This window comes from Blastococcus sp. HT6-30, assembly GCF_039729015.1.
Lineage (GTDB): Bacteria > Actinomycetota > Actinomycetes > Mycobacteriales > Geodermatophilaceae > Blastococcus.
Map to the genome: position 1 here is coordinate 637,206 of NZ_CP155792.1, position 19,031 is coordinate 656,236.

Genomic DNA, 19,031 nt, shown 5'->3' on the forward strand with positions numbered 1-19,031 from the left:
GCGTCGTGCCGTCCCGGCGGTCAGACCTCCGTGGCCGCGCGGGGGAGGACCCGGGCCGCGACCTCCGCGGTCAGCTCGCGGACCCGCTCCGCCTCGTCGGGGGTCAACCGGGACCGGAAGGTGGACAGCGCGGTCGCCGAGCCCATCGGCCGGTACGCCGTCCGGGAGAGCCCGCCCGTGAGCGACCACCGGTGCGAGCCCTGCTCGGCTCCCGGGCGTTCGGTGGTGGCCTCGCGCACCCGGCCCTCGGCTTGCGCCGACCAGGTCAGCCCGAACCTCCCGTAGAGGTCGGCGAACCCGTCCAGGGGCTCTCGCACGAGGGATTCGTAGGACACCACGTGCACCCCGGGCAGCGGCCGGAACGCCCGGTCGACGACGTCGTAGGTCGCCTCCCACAGCAGGCAGATGCGCGCCAGCCAGTCGTCGGAGCCGACGGCGCGCTGCATCCGCTCGACGTAGGGGCCGAGGTGGTCGCGCACCAGTGCCGGCTGCTCGAGCAGCTCGTGGAAGTGCATCGTCCAGCCCAGGCTCTTCCAGCTCCCGACGAAGGACACCGGGTCGCGCACCAGCACCACCGCCCGGCAGCCCATCTCCCGGGCCAGCCAGCCGGTGGAGAACACCGCGAACGGGTCGTCGAGCATCGCCCGCCGCGACCGCAGCCGACCGAGCGTGAACGCCGTGCCGTACTTGGCCATCCGCGCCAGGTCGTAGGCCGCGCGGTTCTGCCGCACCTCGGCGCGGAACTGGTAGCGCAGGCCCAGGGTGAGCGCGAACGCCCGGCGCCACTCGGCGTCGTCGTCGGTGCTGACGTACTGGAACTGCCGGGTCACCCGGGCGTCGAGCACGCCCGGCGAGTGGCCCGGCGGGTGCTGCGGGTTCATCGGCTCGTTGACGTAGACGACCTCGCCGGAGGCCTCCAGCATCTTGCCGACCCAGCTCGTTCCGCTGCGGGGCAGGCCGGTGACGAGCAAGGGCGAGTCGATCGGGGTGGTCATGCGGTTCACCTCACCGGAGGAACGCCGTCGAACGCGGCATCGGAGGAACGTCGGGATGTCGCCCGGGGCAGGGCGCGGAGGCTGTCCAGCGCCAGCACGGCGCGCAGCCGCCAGCAGCCGGCGGCGTACAGGACGACGCCGAGGCCGGTCGCGGCCACGGCGGGCAGGAGGCCGTCGCCGGCGGCCAGCCGGACCAGCAGCGGGAGGACGGCGAAGCAGCCCAGCGACAGCGCCACCGCCGTCCCGGTGCCGGCGCCGAACGGGTGCATGCGCAGCGAGCGCCACACCTGCGCCAGCGGCAGGAAGTTGTTGACGCCGATCGCCGCGGCCCAGCCGATGGCCGCGCCCAGCAGGCCCAACGGGGGGATGAGCAGCAGGTCGACGACGACGTTGACGGTGAGGGCGAGCAGCGCGTTGCCCAGGTTCCACCGGGACCGGCCGCCCATCAGCAGCACGACGTCGACCATGCCGATCGACGTGGCGACCAGCATGGTGGCGGCCAAGACCAGCACGACGGTCACCCCGGCGTCGTAGCCGGCGCCGAACCAGTCGAGCAGGCCGTCGGCGTAGGTCATCACGAGCAGGTAGAACGGCCAGCAGAGCAGGACCAGCCACCCGGTGGCCGTCCGGTACACGGTGTTCCCGGCGGCCCGGTCGCCGACGGCGAGCAGCCGGCTCAGCCGCGGTTCCACCACGCCGGCCAGCGCCTGGTTGATGAACTGCCCGACCACCAGGAAGCGGGTGGCCGCGGTGTAGACCGCGGCCGGAACCGGTCCGGCGAGCAGCGTGAGCAGCACGATGTCCAGCCGCTGAAGGGCGAGCTGGACGACGCTGGTGACCGCGCGCGGCCCGGTGAAGGACCAGAACTCCCGCCACGTTCCCGGGCGCACCCGGGGGCCGGTCCGCGGGGTGGTGTGCGCCCGCTGCAGCCGGGCCAGCCACCAGCCGGCGACGAGGGCGGACAGCACCCAGGGCGCGGCCCACGCGGCGGTGACCGCGACGACCGAGCCGCCGGCCGCCACCGCCGCCACGGCGGCGAGCTGGACCACCGGGCGCCCGACCTTGTCGACGACGACCGTGGGGAGGATCGGCCCGTGCCCGCGGGTGGCGGCGACCAGCGTGTCCGAGACGGTGGTCAGCGGCAGCAGCACCGCCAGCACCCGCAGCGCGGTGGCGGTGCTGCCCACGGCGTCGTCGGTGAACAGCCGGGCGAGCGGCTCCGCGGCGAGCAGCAGGGCGCCGGCCAGCACGAGCGAGAGGGCGACGACCGGGGTCAGGGCCACCCACAGGAAGCCCGGCACGCGGGCCGCCGTGCCCAGGCCGTGGGCACGGGAGATGGCGTAGACCAGCCCCGTGCCGGTGCCCAGCCGGGCGACCATCTCGGCGATCAGGAAGACCGACGTCAGGGTGAAGAAGATCCCGGCGGTGGCCTGTGGCAGCGTCCGGGTGATCACCAGGACGACGAGCACCCCGGTGACGGCGGAGACGCCCGCGCCCGCCAGGCTCAGCGCACCCCCGCGGGCGAGCCCGCGCAGGCCGGCCCGGTCCCGGGCCGAGCCGGTCGGGGGCGGGGGAGCGCTGTGCACCGTTGCGGCGTCAGGCGAGCGGGACACCCTGCGCCCGCCAGCTCAAGGAATGCCCCAGCCAGGCCGCGAGCCGCTCGTCGTACGGGGCGAAGTGCTCCTCCAGCCGGGCCCGCAGCTCCTCGGGCATCGGTGAGCGGGGTCGGGCGTTGTGCCGCTCGAACACCGGGTAGCCGGTGTGCGGCAGGCCGAGGAAGCGCAGCACCGCGTCGTGGACCGGCTCGGGGTCGGTGAAGAAGGCGTGGCTGTCCACGACGTGCATGCGGTCCCGGCCGAAGACCGCCTCCAGCCGCTCGAGGTGCTCGATGTAGCGGCCGCGCTGCAGGTAGCCGTGGTGCTGGTGGCCGTGGCTGCGGTAGGCCGGGTCGGCGGCGAGCCGCTCGGCCTCTCCGGCCAGCCGCTCCTCCTCCAGCGCCAGCGCGGTCTCGAAGTCCTCGGTCTCGAAACCGCGGGCGAGCTCGTGGGCGTGGGCGGAGTACGCCCGCTCCACCGGGTCGCGCAGGAGGACGATGACCTTGACCTCGGGCAGGTCGCGGTCGATCCGCTCGGCGGCCAGCGGGTGGAACATGTAGTACGGGCTGGACTCGAAGGTCAGCGGACGGGTGCCGGTGCGCCGCTCGACCCGGGTGGCGGTGGCCTCCAGGGGGAAGTGGCTGCGGTACCAGCCCATGCCCTTGCCGTAGCTGGTGTCGAAGTAGTGCACGCCCTTGTGCAGCACGGCCTTGAGCACGGCGGGGTGCTGGCTGAGGGTGCGGTACATCGACGTCGTCCCGCACCGCTGCCCCCCGACGATCAGGAAGCCCGGGGTCATGCGGGCCCCGCTGGTCACCCGTCCGAACGAGGTGGTGGCGGTCTGCGCCAGGCGCTTGGCGGCGGCCGAGCGCCGCAGTCGCTGCATCATGTCCAGGTCTCTCCCTCGAGTTCCGCGATCCCCCGGTCGAGGGCGGGCAGCAGCCACACCCCGACGTTCCCGAGGCGGGCGCCCGCCTCCAGCTGGCGGTCGGTCAGGTAACGGGTGGCCAGGTCGGCCGAGTACAGCAGTGCGGTGAGCAGTCCGGTCCGCGGCGCGACGCCGAGCGGCGCGAGGAGCGCGGCGGCCCCGAGGACCGTGCCGGCGGCAGCGGCCGGCGGGTTCTCGAGCCGGGCGACCAGATCGGTCTGCAGGCGGTGGTGGAGCAGGTCGGAGCCGACGGGGACCGCCGTCCGGAAGCGCTCCCAGTCCCACACCAGCAGCCCGCCGGCGACGGCGGCCATGTTCCACGGCGTCCAGTCGCCGTGGGACGCGCCGAAGGAGAGCGGGACCGCGCCGGCCGCACGCCCGATCCGGTCGACCGACGTCCGGAGCCGCTCGGCGGCCGCGCCGTCCGGCAGCCGGTCCAGGCGCTCGCCCAGCTCGCGCCAGTACCCCGAGGACGAGAGGACGACGTCGTCCACCCGGCCGATGGCGGCGACCTCCCCCACGGCGGCGGCCAGCGACCCCGCGTCGAGCGGGCGGCGCGGCTGCCAGACCGGCAGCGCCGACTGCACGAGCAGCCGGTGGCCCTGCCAGGTGCCGTCGTGGAGCAGCGCGGGCACCCGCACCGACCCGGTGTCGGCGGCGGCCAGCGCGGTCAGCGCGGCGGCCTCCTGGCCGACCAGGGAGTCGGTCAGCGCGTCGACGCCCAGCTTGGCGTACGCGAGCGTGCGCCCGGCCGGGTCCAGCAGCTGCAGGACCGGCTTGCGGTTGGCCCGGGGCGGGCCCAGGTGCATCCCCATGACCACCTCGCGGTCCAGCACCGTGCCGAGGTGTGCGACCAGGCTGCCCGACGCGGCGCCCCGGGGGAGGCAGATCTGCAGCCGTCGGCGCCAGACCACCCGGCCGAGCCCGGCCCGCAGGCCGGCGGCGAGGACGGCGGCCTTGAGCCGGGCGGAGGCGTGCCGGCCCTCGCCGGAGTGCCGGACGACGGCGGAGGCGGCCCGGCGGCCGGTCGGCGCCAGCAGTCGCGGGTGGCGTGCGCTGGGCAGCAGGAGGTACTCACCGACCGGCTCCGTCCCCGCGGCCCCGGTCGCTCCTACCGCCACGGTGTGCGGAGCCGGCCAGAGCCGGGGCGCCACCTCGTCGAGGTGGGTCAGCCGGTCGTCGCTCACCGCGCGCTCCCCGCGGCCAGGGCCGGCGCCCGGCCGGCCGGGCGCACGGTGCCGTCGTCCGCGGCGCGGCGGGCCTGGTCGTTGCGCCACAGCAGGGCGACCGACAGGAAGGAGATCAGCAGAGGGACCACCAGCGCGTTGTAGAGGAACATGTACACGAAGGGCAGCCCGATCGAGAGGAAGGCGGCGGCCGCCAGCGGCGAGCGGTCGCGGCGGTAGGCCCACAGCACCCGGACGAAGAAGCCGAGGTAGAGCGCGGCACCCACGACGCCCTGCGCGATGAGGAGCAGCCACAGCTGCCCGTTGCTGCCCAGCAGCGGGTTGCCGCAGTTGGAGCAGTCCTCGTCGCGGCCGACGGCGATGGAGTTGCTGCTGCCCAGCGCCCGACGGGTGGAGCCGAAGCCCAGCACGGGGGACTCCTCGACGACCTCGAGGGTCTTCGAGACGGTGAACCCGCGGATCCCGTCGCTCTTGGGGTTGTCCAGGCGCTGCTGGATCGTCGACGTCAGCGGGGTCGTCAGCACCAGCACGACGACCAGCACGACCGACGCCGCGAGCCCGAGCAGGGCACCGACGCTCCCGTTGCGGGTCAGCCAGACGACGGCGAAGACGACGGTGAGGCCCAGGCCGATCCACACGCCGCGGTTCAGCGAGTGCACGACCGGGACGGCAGCCAGGGCGAGCACCAGCACGCCGGCCAGCCGGCGGCCGCCGGGACGGCGCAGCCACCCGATGGCGAACCAGCCCAGCAGCAGGCTCAGCGCGTAGCCCCAGGTGTTGGTGTAGCCGAACGGCGCGGCGGGGCGGCCGGCCGTGTAGCCGAGCACCTGCTGCAGCTGGGCCGCGGTGGGGTGAACGAGGCTCTGCACGAAGGCGTTCTGCGCGACCGAGTCGGGCAGCAGCATCTCGACCGGCGAGGTGAACGCGAACTGGTCCGCGAACGTGCCCAGCAGCCCACCGGCGACCACGACGACGAACAGGCCCCCGAGGTGCCGTACGGCCCGCGCCCGCGGGTACTCGTCCTCGGTCAGGTTACCCAGGTACAGCATGGCGACGGCCACCGCGACGTACCCGGCCAGGTTGAACCCGACGGAGATCAGCCGGTCGGTGGCCTCGCCCGGGAGCGTGCCGGCCGGGTCGATGCCGAGCATGACCGTGCTCGCGACCACCCACAGCAGGAAGACCACCCACAGCCCGAAGCCCGGGGGCACCCGCACCGGGCGGCGCCGCCGCAGCTCCCAGGCCATGGGCAGGACCAGCACGAAGACGATCAGCGTCCCCATGCCGAGCGCCCACCACAGCGGGTAGCCGACGAACAGCGCGGTCAGCGGCCAGCCCGGCCGCCAGACGGCGCTCGAGGTCCGCCCCGCCGGCGCGCCGGCCGCCGGTCCGCGGGGGCGGACCGGCACCGGCGCGGTCACGTCCGGGCTCGGCCGGCCGGGTCGGGCACCTTGGCCGCGGGAACGGCCGGGCGCCCCGGTCCGCGCCCGGCCTCCACGCGCGGCGTGGGCTCGGCCGGGGCGTCGTCGCCCGTAGGCGCCGGCATGTGCTCGGCGGTGGTGCGGGCGCCGTCGTAGCGCACGAGCACCGCACCGACGACCGAGGTGTTCATCGACTCCAGCTGCCCGAGGGCGTCGGCGACGTCCCGGGCGGTGGTCCGGCCCGCCTCCACCACGAGGACGGCGATCTCCGCCACGTTGGCCAGGGTCTGGACGCTGGAGTCCTCCCTGGTGGCCGGCGCCTCGATCACGACGACGTCGGCGCCGGCGTCCAGGAGCGCGTCGACGACCTTCCGCGGATTGCGGGTCTGGAGCAGCGCGTCGGCCCGGTCGGCGTCCCGGCCGGGGCTCACGATCCGCAGCGTCGGGATGCCGGCGAACCGCTGCGCCACCTCGGCAGCCGAGCGGTCCCCGGCGAGCACCTCGGCCAGGCCGGCCCGCCGCGGTCCGTCGAGCAGGGAGGTCGCCGTGGCACCGAAGACGTCGGCGCAGACCAGCACGACCTCCTCGCCGGACCGGGCGAGGGAGGCGGCGAGGTTGGCCGCGACGGGGCCGCCGCCGCGCTGGGTGCCGGCCACCAGCACCACCCGGCGGGAGGTCTCGGCCAGCGCGGTCACGACGTGGTTGCGCAGGCGGGCGTGGGCCCGGCCGTCGGTGCTGAGCGGCGCGGCGAGGGAGACCTGGCCGTCGGTCAGCGGGTTCTCCGGCGCCGAGGCGACCCGGACGCCGGTGCGGCGCTGCAGGTCATGGCCGTCGCGCAGGACGTCGTCCCGGCGATGCCGGAGCACCGCGACGCCCAACCCGAGCAGGACGCCGAGGACGACGCCGGCGGCCAGGGTGATGTACCGGTCGGGGCTGCTCGGGGAGGCCGGCAGGGTGGCCCGGGTGACGACGCGGCCGGGGGAGACGGTCTGGGACCGCACCTGGTTCTGCTGTGCGCCGAGGTTGGCCAGCTGCTGGTTCAGCGCGGCGGCCTGGTCGGCTGCGCGGCCGCGCTCGGGGCTGCCGTTGGGCAGGGTGGCGACGGCCTCGGTGGCCACCCGGAGCTCCTCGCCGACCGCGTCGATCCGCTCCTGCAGGGCGTCGTCCTGTACCTCCAGCGCATCCTCGGCGGTCGCCCGGCGGCCGTCGAGGTAGGCGTCGGCGAAGGCGCGCGCCCCGGCCTGTGCCGACTGCGCGCTCGACCCGACGAAGGCGATCCGGAGGATCTCGGTGTTGGGCGGCACGGTGACGCTGACCCGGTCGGCGAGGTCGTCGAGCTCGTCGGCGGGGACCTCGAGCACCTCGGCGGCGGCGGAGACCGTCTCGGTCGAGGTGAGCAGCTGCGCCTCGGTGTCCAGGTTGATCTCGTTGCGGCCGGTGCCCGCCACCGAGTCGGCGTCGGTCGCCGTCACCAGCACGGCGGTCACCGACGTGTACTCGCGGGGTGCGAGCGCCAGGTAGGCCAGCGCGACGGCGAGGCCCGTGACCAGTCCCAGCAGGACCGTGACCCACTGCCGACGGATCAGCACCACGTAGTCACCCAGTCCAGCAGCAGTCAGCCCGTCGTCGGTCGGCACCGTCGTCCCTCCAAGTCCGCAGATCCCGGGCCACCACGGACGGCGGCCCACGCCCTGGTCTGCCCGGGCGCGGTGATGTCGATCTGCCTGTGCGGTCAGTGGATCACCCGCCGGCGCCCCGTCGGGGGGTCTCGGGCGGGGTCGCCACCCGTATTGGGGAGACCCCCCGGTCAGCCGAACGGAGCAGCGATCGGAGGGGGTGCCGACGTCGTCGTCGGCTCTCCGCTGCCGGGCCGGTGGACGGCCCGGTCGGGGCGCCGGCGGGTGGCCCAGGCGTCCCGGAGGTAGTGGGGACGGGCTGGGAGGCCGTGCCGGGAGCGCGCCGCCCACCACAGCAGCGAGCCGACGACGACGACGATCCCCAGCACCACGACCATGGCGACGTCGCCGAGGCCGAGCAGCTTGAGCCCGGAGGCGAGCAGCACGAGGGCCAGCGCCCGGCGGACCAGGCCACCGGGGGCCCGGGACGACAGCCGGGCCCCGAGGTAGACGCCGGGCAGGCAGCCGATCAGCAGCGACGTGGTCAGGTCCAGCCTGAAGTCGCCGAAGAGCAGGTGGCCCAGCGCGGCCGAGGTGACCAGCGGCACCGCCTGGACCAGGTCGGTGCCCACGAGCGACGAGGCGCTGAGCCGCGGGTACAGCGCCAGCAGGGCGATGATGATCAGCGAGCCGGACCCGACCGACGTCATGCCCACGATCAGGCCGCCGACGACGCCGACGAGCACGGTGGCCAGCGGCCGGGTGCGCAGGGGGGTGTCCACCGGCTCCTCGACCACCGGCGCGGGCAGGCCACCGCGACGGACCCGGGCCCGCTCGGCGGCTCGCCGTCCGCGGTCGACCATCGCCAGGTAGGCCTTGCCGATCAGCCCGGCGGCCGCCAGGAGCAGTGCGACGCCGAGCGCGAACTTGGTCCACTCCTGGACGCCGGCGCTCGATCCCAGGGCCCTGGTGAGCAGCACCCCGCAGAACGCGGCGGGCACCGAGCCGAGGGTCAGCCACCCGACCAGGCGCATGTCGACCGTGCCGCGGCGCAGGTGGACGACGCCGCCGACGGGTTTCATCACGGCGGAGACCACCAGGTCGCTGGAGACCGCGGCCAGGGGTGGGACGCCGAAGAAGAGCACGAGCACAGGCGTCATCAGCGCGCCGCCGCCCATGCCGGTCATGCCGACGACGACGCCGATCACGAGCCCGGCCACGACGAGCGCGACGTCCACGTCCACGCTCCGTCCCCCTGTCCTTCGCGGTACCCACCCGTGATGACAGGTGGCCCGGTCAACGTAGGCCGGGGCACCCCTTGGTGTCCCCGCGCCGCGTCCGGGCGTCACCCCCGAGGGTGGTTCGACCGGTCGTGGCGCGGATCTGCAGGCCGGGCGTGTTCCAGTAGCGTCCAGCCCCCGCATCCCCACGGCTCGCCGCGGACGGGGCACGACCACCCCTCCGTCGGCCGGGAGCGCTCCTCGATGACCCCAGGCACCGGTGCGGGATCGGCTGCGGCGGGCCACCGGCCCCGGGCCGGCCGCAGGTTCCCGTGGCCGGCCCGGGTGGCCGCCTTCGCCGCGGGTCTGCTGGTCATCCTGGTCGTCGTCTCCTCCGGCCAGGCCCGCTCGTCGCTGTGGGCCGATGCCGCCTACGCCACGCGCTGCCTGGCGGTGGGCGCCGCGGTGACCGCCGACCCGGGCTCCGGGCGGTCGAACCTGGAGACCTTCCTCCGCGAGGACGAGCGCATGGGGCCGCTCACCATCCGGCGGAGCTTCGACTCCGCCCTGCCGAGCAGCTTCGACCGCTCGGCGGCCGCGGGGGACCCGGAAGCCGGACTGCACACGTTCGTCTCCTGGAAGCCGCCGGGCGGTGACCACCGCGGCGCGGCGGCGGGCCGGTACGACGAGCAGGTCGCCGCCTGGGCGCGCAGCGTGCCCGACGGGGTCTTCGCCACGTCGTTCCACGAGCCGGAGAACGACATGACCGGGCCGGAGTTCGTCGCCTTCCAGCGGCACCTGCACACGGTGGTCACGGAGGCCAACCCCGGCATCCACTGGGGTCCGGTCTACATGGCGTACTGGTGGGACCCCGCCCGGCCCTCCCACTACATCGGCGACCCGGCCCTCTGGTGGCCGGGGGACGACCACGCCGACTTCGCGGGCCTGGACTGGTACGGGGCCGACCCCGAGCCGATGACCAGCAGCCCGTCCTTCCTGCACTGGTACCGGTTCGTGGAGCCGACCGGGCTCCCCCTCTTCATCACCGAGTACGGCCAGTACGTGCTGCGGGACGGGGAGCAGCCCGATCCCGCTCTCCTGCAGGAGCGCGTCGACGCCATCCGCAGCGACGCCGCCTGGATCGCCGAGCACCCCCGTATCCGGATGTGGCTGTACTGGCAGGGCACCGGCCGGCGCGGTGACTGGCGGCTGCACGACGAGGCGTCCCGCGAGGCGTGGCGCGCCGTCGCCGAGACCGGATGCCACGGGTGAGCCGGCCCCACATCCACTACGGCTGGTAGTCGATCGAGGGCGCCCGGAGGCTGTCCGGAACCCCGGCCGCGCACTCTCGCCCGATGCTCGGGCCAACGTTGCTCTGGGTGATCATCGCTGGTGACAGCGGTCCACCGGTCACTCGAGGAGCGTTCCTCGCCTGCCCGACCCGTTCGCCCGTCCACCCGGACGAGCGAATGGCCACCGTTTTCCTCGACCGGCATGACCACGCTCTGTGATGCTCCCGCCCGGAAAGCAGCTCGCCGACGTCGGATCGCGCCGGGCTCGCCGTGTGAGGGGAAACGGGGTTCGGGGGACATGGTTTCGAGGTTGAGGCTGCTGTGCGGCCTGGTGGTGACCGCCATCCTGGCGACGCTGATCGGCGCCACGGGCCCGGCATCCGCGGGTGCTGCGCACGACGGCGTGGTGTCGGAGGCGCCCTCCGCCCGCACTCCGCAGATCCTGGACGGCCGGGTCCTCGACCTCGCCGAGGTCGGCGACCGCATCGTGGTGGCCGGCACCTTCACCCAGGTGCGGGACGCCAACGGCAACGGCGGGACGACGTTCGACCAGGCCTACGTGTTCGCGTTCGACCCCGTGACCGGGGCCGTGGACCGCTCGTTCCGGCCCCAGCTGAACGCGACGGTCAACGCGGTCAGCGCCGGCGCGGGCGGCACCGTCTACGTGGGTGGCACCTTCACCATCCTCAACGGCGCCGCCTCCCGCAACCTGGTCCAGCTCTCGCTGGCCACCGGGCTGCGCACCGACGGCTTCCGCGCCGGCAACATCAACGGTGCGGTCAACGACCTCGAGGTCTCCGGGAACCGGCTCTTCGTCGCCGGGATCTTCACCACCGTCGGCGGGGTCCCGCACGGCGGCCTCGCCACGGTGGACGCGACGACCGGCGCCCTCGACGAGTACATGGGCATCGACGTCCTCGAGAACCACAACTGGCCGCGCGGCACGGCCCGGGCCGCGGTCGGCGTCGAGAAGATCGCGATCTCGCCGGACCGGTCCCGGCTCGTGGCGATCGGCAACTTCCGCACGGCCGACGGCCTTCCGCGCGACCAGGTGGTGTCGGTGCAGCTGCAGGCCGGCAGCGCGGTCGTCGACCCGGACTGGCGGACCACCCGGTACGAGCCCGCCTGCTCCTCGTGGAGCTTCGACACCTACGTCCGCGACGTCGACTTCGCCCCGGACGGCAGCTACTTCGTCATCGTCTCGACCGGCGGGTCGCACCCGGGCACCCTCTGCGACGCCGCGGGGCGCTTCGACACCGCCTCGACCGGCCAGGCGGTCGAGCCGCGCTGGGTCAACGAGACCGGCGGCGACACCCTCTTCTCCGTCGAGGTCACCGGCAGCGCCGTCTACGTCGGCGGGCACCAGCGCTGGATGAACAACCCGACCGGCCGGGACTCCGCCGGCCCGGGTGCGGTGCCGCGGCCCGGCCTCGCCGCCCTCGACCCCTCCACCGGGCTGCCGCTGGCCTGGAACGCCGCCCGGCACCCGCGCGGTGTCGGTGCGCAGGCGATCCTCGCCACCGCGAGCGGGCTGTACGTGGGCAGCGACACCGAGTACATCGGCAACCGGGAGTACTTCCGCCCCCGGCTGGCCTTCCTCGAGCTGGCCGGCGGCAGCTCCGTCGCGCCCGCGCCGGCCCGGCAGCTGCCGGCGACCGTCGTCCTGGCCGGCGGGACCACGACGGGGTTGCTCGTCAGCAACAACGTCGTCCGTGGCCGCTTCTTCGACGGGACGGCAGCGGCGGCGGACGTCTCCATCGCCACCGGCGACACCGACTGGAGCCGGGCCCGGGGCGCCTTCATGGCCGGGGACACCCTCTACTACGGCTACCCGTCGGGAACGAGCTACGCCCTCTACCGGCGGACCTTCGACGGGGTCACCTTCGGTGCGGCGACGCTCGTGGACCCGTACAACGACCCCGAGTGGAGCGACGTCGCCACCGGATCCACCCGGAACGGCGAGCCGATCCGCTACCGCGGCGCCCTGCCGTCCTTCTACGGCCAGCTCTCCTCGGTGACCGGCATGACCTACGCCGACGGCCGCATCTACTACACCCGCAGCGGGGCGCTGGGGCTGTACTACCGCTCCTTCTCGCTCGACAGCGGGGTCGTCGGGGGCACCGAGTTCACCGCTGCGGGCTCCGGCTTCGGCAGCGTCGCCGGCATGTTCGTCTCGGGCGGGCAGCTGTACTGGGCGAACTCCGTCAACGGCGAGCTGCGCCGGATCGCGCTGGTCGGCGGGGTGCCCAGCGGCGCCTCGGTCGTCGCGGCGGCCGGCCCGTGGACCCGGGGCGGCGCCGACTGGCGGACGCGGGCGATGTTCCTCGGTCCGCAGCCGAACGTGGCGCCGACCGCGTCGTTCGCTTCCGACTGCCTCGGCCTGGTCTGCTCGCTCGACGGGACCGGCTCCACCGACGGCGACGGCACGGTCACGGCGTACTCGTGGGCCTTCGGCGACGGCACCACCGCCACCGGGCCGGAGCCGAGCAAGACGTACGGTGCCGCGGGCTCCTACCAGGTCACGCTCACGGTGACCGACGACGACGGCGCCACGGCGAGCACCACGCGGACGGTCACGGTGGCGCCGGTCGCCAGCGGTGAGGGGATCGCGGTGCGGGACTCCGTCGGCACCTCGGCGCGGGTCGTGACGTCGGCGTCGCTGACCGTGCCGGCCTCGGTGCAGGCGGGTGACGCACTGGTCCTGGCGCTGACCACCAACTCCGACGCCGCGGGCCAGGTGCCGGCCGGCTACACGCTGGTGGGCACGCAGACCTCGGGCACGTCGATGACCACCCAGGTGTTCTCCCGGGTGGCCACGGCGGCCGATGCCGGCTCCACGGTGACCGTCGACCTGACCAAGCAGGCCAAGGTGACCCTCCAGCTGGCGGCCTACTCGGGCGTCGACTGGCGGAGCCCGATCGCCTCGGTCACCGGTGCCGCGGACGTGGGCGGCACGGCGCACACCACCCCGACGACCACGGTGGAGACCGGCAGCTGGGTGATCTCGGTGTGGTCGGACCGCTCGTCGTCGGCCCGCAGCTTCACCGCGCCGTCCGCGGCCGTGGTCCGGACCAACCTGTCCGGTGTCGGCAACGGGGACATCGCCTCCCTGATGGCGGACCGGGGCGCACCCGTGCCGGCCGGCCAGGTGGGTGGCCTCACCGCCACCGTGCCGGTCGCCAGCAACCGCGCGACGATGCTCACCGTCGTGCTGGCCCCGGGGAACGGCAGCACCCCGCCGGCGAACGTGCCGCCGACGGCGGCCATCGAGTCGACGTGCGCGACGCTGACGTGCTCGTTCGACGGGACGGGCTCGTCGGACACCGACGGGACCGTGACCGGCTTCGCGTGGGACTTCGGCGACGGGCAGGTCGCCTCGACGGCGACGGCGGAGCACACCTACGCCACCGCGGGTGAGTACGAGGTGTCGCTGACCGTCACCGATGACGACGGCGCGACGTCCGTGGCCACCTCGACGGTGACGGTGGCTGCGCCGCCCCCGCCGGTGAGCGCCGGGATCGGGCTGCGTGGCTCGGCGGGCACGTCGGACCGGGTGGTCACCAGCGCGGCGCTGGAGGTGCCGGGCTCGGTGCAGGCCGGCGACGGGCTGGTGCTGGTGCTGTCGACGAACTCGACGGTGACCGGTGCGGCTCCGGCCGGCTGGACCGAGGTCGGGCGGGTGTCGGCCAATGACCAGAACCCGACGACGCAGGTGTTCTCGCGGGTGGCCGGTGCCGGTGACGCCGGGACGACGGTGACCGTGGCCCTCAGCGGCCAGGCGAAGGTGACCCTGCAGCTGATGGCCTACTCGGGGACCGCGGAAGCCGGCCCGGTGGCGTCGTTCACCGCGGCGGCCGACGGTGCGGGTACGGCCCACACCACTCCGACGGCCACCGCGGCGGAGGGCAACTGGGTGTTGTCGGTGTGGTCGGACAAGCAGCGCGACGAGCGGCAGTGGACGCCGCCGTCGGCCGGGGTGACCGAGCGCAGCAACATCGCCGGGGTCGGCAGCGGGGACATCGCCACGCTGCTGACCGACAGCGGCGGCCCGGTCCCGGCCGGCCCGGTCGGTGGGCTGACCGCCACGGTGCCCACGCCGAGCAACCGCGCCACGATGCTCACCCTCGTGCTCGCGCAGGGGGGCACGGTCGCGCCGCCGGCGAACGTGCCGCCGACGGCGGCCATCGAGTCGACGTGCGCGACGCTGACGTGCTCGTTCGACGGGACGGGCTCGTCGGACACCGACGGGACCGTGACCGGCTTCGCGTGGGACTTCGGCGACGGGCAGGTCGCCTCGACGGCGACGGCGGAGCACACCTACGCCACCGCGGGTGAGTACGAGGTGTCGCTGACCGTCACCGATGACGACGGCGCGACGTCCGTGGCCACCTCGACGGTGACGGTGGCTGCGCCGCCCCCGCCGGTGAGCGCCGGGATCGGGCTGCGTGGCTCGGCGGGCACGTCGGACCGGGTGGTCACCAGCGCGGCGCTGGAGGTGCCGGGCTCGGTGCAGGCCGGCGACGGGCTGGTGCTGGTGCTGTCGACGAACTCGACGGTGACCGGTGCGGCTCCGGCCGGCTGGACCGAGGTCGGGCGGGTGTCGGCCAATGACCAGAACCCGACGACGCAGGTGTTCTCGCGGGTGGCCGGTGCCGGTGACGCCGGGACGACGGTGACCGTGGCCCTCAGCGGCCAGGCGAAGGTGACCCTGCAGCTGATGGCCTACTCGGGGACCGCGGAAGCCGGCCCGGTGGCGTCGTTCACCGCGGCGGCCGACGGTGCGGGTACGGCCCACACCACTCCGACGGCCACCGCGGCGGAGGGCAACTGGGTGTTGTCGGTGTGGTCGGACAAGCAGCGCGACGAGCGGCAGTGGACGCCGCCGTCGGCCGGGGTGACCGAGCGCAGCAACATCGCCGGGGTCGGCAGCGGGGACATCGCCACGCTGCTGACCGACAGCGGCGGCCCGGTCCCGGCCGGCCCGGTCGGTGGGCTGACCGCCACGGTGCCCACGCCGAGCAACCGCGCCACGATGCTCACCCTCGTGCTCGCGCAGGCCTGAACGGCCGGAACGCACCATCGCGGGCCCCCGACCGATCCGGTCGGGGGCCCGTTGCCGCGTCGTCTCCGCGCCGGCGGCGGCACCGGTGGCGGCCGTCTAGCCTGGAGCGGGGCGCTGCCGCACTCGGCGGGCCCGATCCGATCCCCGGGAGAAGAAGAAGCGTGAGCCTGCGCGGCGTGCTCGACGTCGTCCTGACCGACCCCGGGATGGCCCGCGTGGTCGCCGCGGCGGGGAGCGCCGACCTCGCCGTCACCGCGCCGCCGCCGGTGCAGCCGCTCGTCGCCGCCGCCCTCGCCGCACCGGGGGGCGCGCAGGTGCCGGTCCTCGTGGTGACCGCCGGCGAACGGGACGCCGACGCGACCGCCGACCTGCTCCGCTGCTTCGTCCCGGACCGGCGGGTCGAGGTGTTCCCGGCCTGGGAGACGCTCCCGCACGAGCGGCTGAGCCCGCGCGCGGACACCGTCGGCCGCCGGCTCGCGGTGCTGCGCGACCTCACCCACCCCGGCGCCAACGGCACGATCGACGTCCTGGTCGCCCCGGTCCGCAGCCTCCTGCAGCCGCTGGCCCCGGGCCTCGGCGACCTCACGCCGGTCGAGCTGAAGCCCGGGGACAGCGCCGAGCTGGACGACATCGCGCAGGCGCTGTCCGACGCCGCCTACACCCGCGTCGAGCTGGTCGAGAAGCGCGGTGAGTTCGCCGTCCGCGGTGGGCTGCTCGACGTCTTCCCGCCGACCGAGCCGCACCCGGTGCGCGTCGAGTTCTGGGGCGACGAGGTCGATGAGCTCCGGTACTTCTCCGCCGCCGACCAGCGCTCGCTCGACGAGCGCCCCGACCGCCTCTGGGCGCCGCCGTGCCGGGAGCTGCTGCTGACCGAGGAGGTGCGCGCCCGGGCCGCGGCACTGGCGGTCGAGCACCCCGGCCTCCTGGAGATCCTGGGCAAGCTCGCCGAGGGCATCGCCGTCGAGGGCATGGAGTCGCTGACCCCCGCCCTCATCGGCGACGCCGCCATGCAGCTGCTCACCGACCTGGTGCCCGCCGGCACGCACGTCCTGGTCTGCGACCCCGAGCGGGTCCGCAGCCGGGCGGCGGACCTGGTGCGCACCGCCGAGGAGTTCCTCGCCGCCTCGTGGGCGACCGCCGCGGAGGCCGGGGAGGCGCCCCTGGACCTGGGGGCGTCCTCCTTCCGCGACCTCGCGGAGGTCGAGACCGCGGCCCGGATTCGCGGCCTGCCCTGGTGGACCACCGGGGCCTTCACACTGCAGGCCGAGGACGACGAGCGACAGGTCACCCTGGAGGCGGCTCCCGTCGAGCGCTTCCACGGCGACCAGGGCGCCGCCGTCGAGCGGATGCGCGGGTGGCACCGGAACGGCTGGCGGGTGGTCGTCACCTTCGCCGGCCCCGGCCCCGCCCAGCGCGCCGCCGACCAGTTCACCGAGGCCGACCTCGGCGTCCGGCTGGTGCCCGACGTCGCCGGTCCCCCCGACGCCGGGCTCACGCACGTCACCCAGGGCAACCTCGAGAGCGGGTTCGCCTTCCCGGGCGTGGGGCTGGCGCTGCTCACCGAGCACGACCTCACCGGTCAGCGCGGCACCTCGATGCGCGACGCGGTCAAGATGCCCGCGCGGCGGCGCAACGCCGTCGACCTGGTACAGCTGCAGCCCGGTGACCTCGTCGTGCACGAGCAGCACGGCGTCGGCCGCTACATCGAGATGATCAGCCGCACGGTCAACGGCGGTCAGCGCGACTACCTGATCGTCGAGTACGCCCCGTCGCGCCGGAACCAGCCGCCGGACCGGCTGTTCGTGCCGACCGACGCGCTGGACCAGCTCACCCGCTACGTCGGCGGTGAGGCGCCCGCGCTGTCCAAGCTGGGCGGTGCCGACTGGCAGAAGACGAAGAGCTCGGCGCGCAAGGCGGTCAAGCAGATCGCCGGCGAGCTCATCCGGCTGTACTCCGCGCGGATGGCCACGCAGGGGCACGCCTTCGGCCCCGACACCGTCTGGCAGCGCGAGCTGGAGGACGCCTTCCCCTTCCAGGAGACGCCCGACCAGCTGGCCGCCATCGACGAGGTCAAGGCCGACATGCAGCAGACGGTGCCGATGGACCGGATCATCTGCGGCGACGTCGGCTACGGGAAGACCGAGATCGCGATCCGGGCCGCGTTCAAGGCGGTGCAGGACGGCAAGCAGGTCGCCGTCCTGGTGCCGACGACGCTGCTGGCCAACCAGCACTTCAAGACGTTCTCCGAGCGGGTCGCCCAGTTCCCGGTGACGGTGAAGGTGCTGTCCCGGTTCCAGTCGGACAGGGAGACCACCGAGATCCTCCGGCAGCTCGCGGCCGGTGAGGTCGACATCCTGGTCGGCACCCACCGGCTGCTGCAGCCGACCACCCGGTGGAAGGACCTCGGGCTGGTCATCGTCGACGAGGAGCAGCGCTTCGGCGTCGAGCACAAGGAGTACCTGAAGACCATGCGGACGGCGGTCGACGTCCTCTCGATGTCGGCAACCCCGATCCCGCGCACCCTGGAGATGAGCCTCACCGGCATCCGCGAGATGTCGACGATCCTCACCCCGCCCGAGGAGCGGCACCCGGTCCTCACCTACGTGGGCGCCTGGAACGACAAGCAGATGGCCGCGGCCATCCGCCGCGAGCTGCTGCGCGACGGGCAGGTCTTCGTCATCCACAACCGGGTGCAGTCGATCGACAAGGCGGCGGCGAAGATCCGCTCGCTGGTGCCCGAGGCCCGCATCGCCGTCGGGCACGGCCAGATGAAGGAGCACGAGCTCGAGCGGATCATGGTCGGCTTCTGGGAGAAGGAGTACGACGTCCTCGTCGCGACGACGATCGTGGAGTCCGGCCTGGACATCCCCAACGCCAACACCCTGATCGTCGATCGCGCCGACACCTTCGGGCTCTCCCAGCTGCACCAGATCCGCGGTCGGGTCGGCCGCGGGCGGGAGCGGGCCTACGCCTACTTCACCTACGACCCGACCCGCGCCCTCACCGAGACCTCGGTCGACCGGCTGACCACGATCGCCAACAACACCGATCTCGGCGCGGGCATGGCGGTGGCGATGAAGGACCTGGAGATCCGCGGCTCGGGCAACCTGCTCGGCGGCGAGCAGTCCGGGCACATCGCCGGCGTCGGCTTCGACCTCTACGTCCGGCTGGTCGGCGAGGCCGTGGCCGACTACCGGGCGCAGGTCACCGGCGAGGAGGCGCCCGCCGAGCCGGTGGAGGTCCGCGTCGACCTGCCGGTGGACGCGCACCTCCCGCACGACTACGTGCCCGGCGAGCGGCTGCGCATGGAGGCCTACCGCAAGGTCGCCTCGATCTCCGACGACGAGCAGGCACAGGCCGTGCTCGACGAGCTCACCGACCGCTACGGCGCTCCTCCGGCGCCGGTGCTCAACCTGCTCGCCGTGGCCCGCTTCCGGGTGGCGATGCGGGCGCTGGGCGTCACCGAGGTGTCGCTGCAGGGTCGCAACATCCGGGTCGGCCCGGTCGACCTGCCGGAGTCCAAGCAGATGCGGCTGGCCCGCCTGGCCGACGGAGCCTCCTACAAGGCCGCCGTGCGGACGATCTCGCTCAAGGTGCCGGTGGGCCCCGACCGCCGGACGCCGCTGCGCGACGTCGCCCTGCTGGAGAACCTGCACGCGACGCTGAAGGCGGTGCTGGACCAGCCGGTGACTGCTGCCTGAGCAGCCGGTAGGCG

10 protein-coding genes are annotated in these 19,031 nt (G+C 74.4%); 3 read left to right on the forward strand and 7 right to left on the reverse strand.

From position 1 onward, the window contains the following. Nucleotides 1-20 precede the first annotated feature (20 nt). From ABC795_RS03010 to ABC795_RS03040, 7 genes are all read right to left on the reverse strand, one after another. On the reverse strand, nt 21-995 hold the full coding sequence (locus ABC795_RS03010) for a sulfotransferase (RefSeq protein ID WP_347059402.1): 975 nt from the start codon (nt 993-995) through the stop codon (nt 21-23). Between the two features lie 5 nt (nt 996-1,000). After that, the gene (locus ABC795_RS03015; RefSeq protein ID WP_347059403.1) at nt 1,001-2,581 is read right to left on the reverse strand and encodes an oligosaccharide flippase family protein; all 1,581 of its coding nucleotides are present in this window, start codon (nt 2,579-2,581) and stop codon (nt 1,001-1,003) included. 10 nt (nt 2,582-2,591) lie between these two features. Next, nucleotides 2,592-3,479, reverse strand: a complete 888-nt coding sequence (locus ABC795_RS03020; protein ID WP_347059404.1) for a sulfotransferase domain-containing protein — start codon at nt 3,477-3,479, stop codon at nt 2,592-2,594. Continuing rightward, a complete protein-coding gene (locus ABC795_RS03025) occupies nt 3,476-4,705 on the reverse strand; it encodes a hypothetical protein (RefSeq protein WP_347059405.1) in 1,230 nt (409 codons plus the stop codon). Before ABC795_RS03025 ends, ABC795_RS03020 begins: the two co-directional genes overlap by 4 nt. Continuing rightward, nucleotides 4,702-6,126: an O-antigen ligase family protein gene (locus ABC795_RS03030; RefSeq protein WP_347059406.1), complete on the reverse strand. Its 1,425-nt coding sequence runs from the start codon at nt 6,124-6,126 to the stop codon at nt 4,702-4,704. The genes ABC795_RS03025 and ABC795_RS03030 overlap by 4 nt, the downstream gene beginning before the upstream one ends. Then, nucleotides 6,123-7,763: a Wzz/FepE/Etk N-terminal domain-containing protein gene (locus ABC795_RS03035; protein ID WP_347059407.1), complete on the reverse strand. Its 1,641-nt coding sequence runs from the start codon at nt 7,761-7,763 to the stop codon at nt 6,123-6,125. Before ABC795_RS03035 ends, ABC795_RS03030 begins: the two co-directional genes overlap by 4 nt. A gap of 170 nt (nt 7,764-7,933) precedes the next feature. Next, nucleotides 7,934-8,986 carry a sulfite exporter TauE/SafE family protein gene (locus ABC795_RS03040; protein ID WP_347059408.1) on the reverse strand — a complete coding sequence of 351 codons (1,053 nt, stop codon included), beginning with the start codon at nt 8,984-8,986 and terminating at the stop codon, nt 7,934-7,936. Between the two features lie 240 nt (nt 8,987-9,226). Between ABC795_RS03040 and ABC795_RS03045 the strand changes: the two genes are divergently transcribed. The 3 genes from ABC795_RS03045 (at nt 9,227) to mfd (ending at nt 19,017) form a co-directional block, all read left to right on the forward strand. After that, entirely contained in the window at nt 9,227-10,234 is a 1,008-nt protein-coding gene (locus ABC795_RS03045) for a hypothetical protein (protein WP_347059409.1), read from the forward strand. Between the two features lie 330 nt (nt 10,235-10,564). Then, nucleotides 10,565-15,316 carry a PKD domain-containing protein gene (locus tag ABC795_RS03050; protein WP_347059410.1) on the forward strand — a complete coding sequence of 1,584 codons (4,752 nt, stop codon included), beginning with the start codon at nt 10,565-10,567 and terminating at the stop codon, nt 15,314-15,316. Nucleotides 15,317-15,477: 161 nt separating this feature from the next. Continuing rightward, nucleotides 15,478-19,017 (forward strand): transcription-repair coupling factor, encoded by a 3,540-nt coding sequence (gene mfd / locus ABC795_RS03055; RefSeq protein WP_347059411.1) that lies wholly within the window; start codon nt 15,478-15,480, stop codon nt 19,015-19,017. Nucleotides 19,018-19,031: the final 14 nt, after the last annotated feature.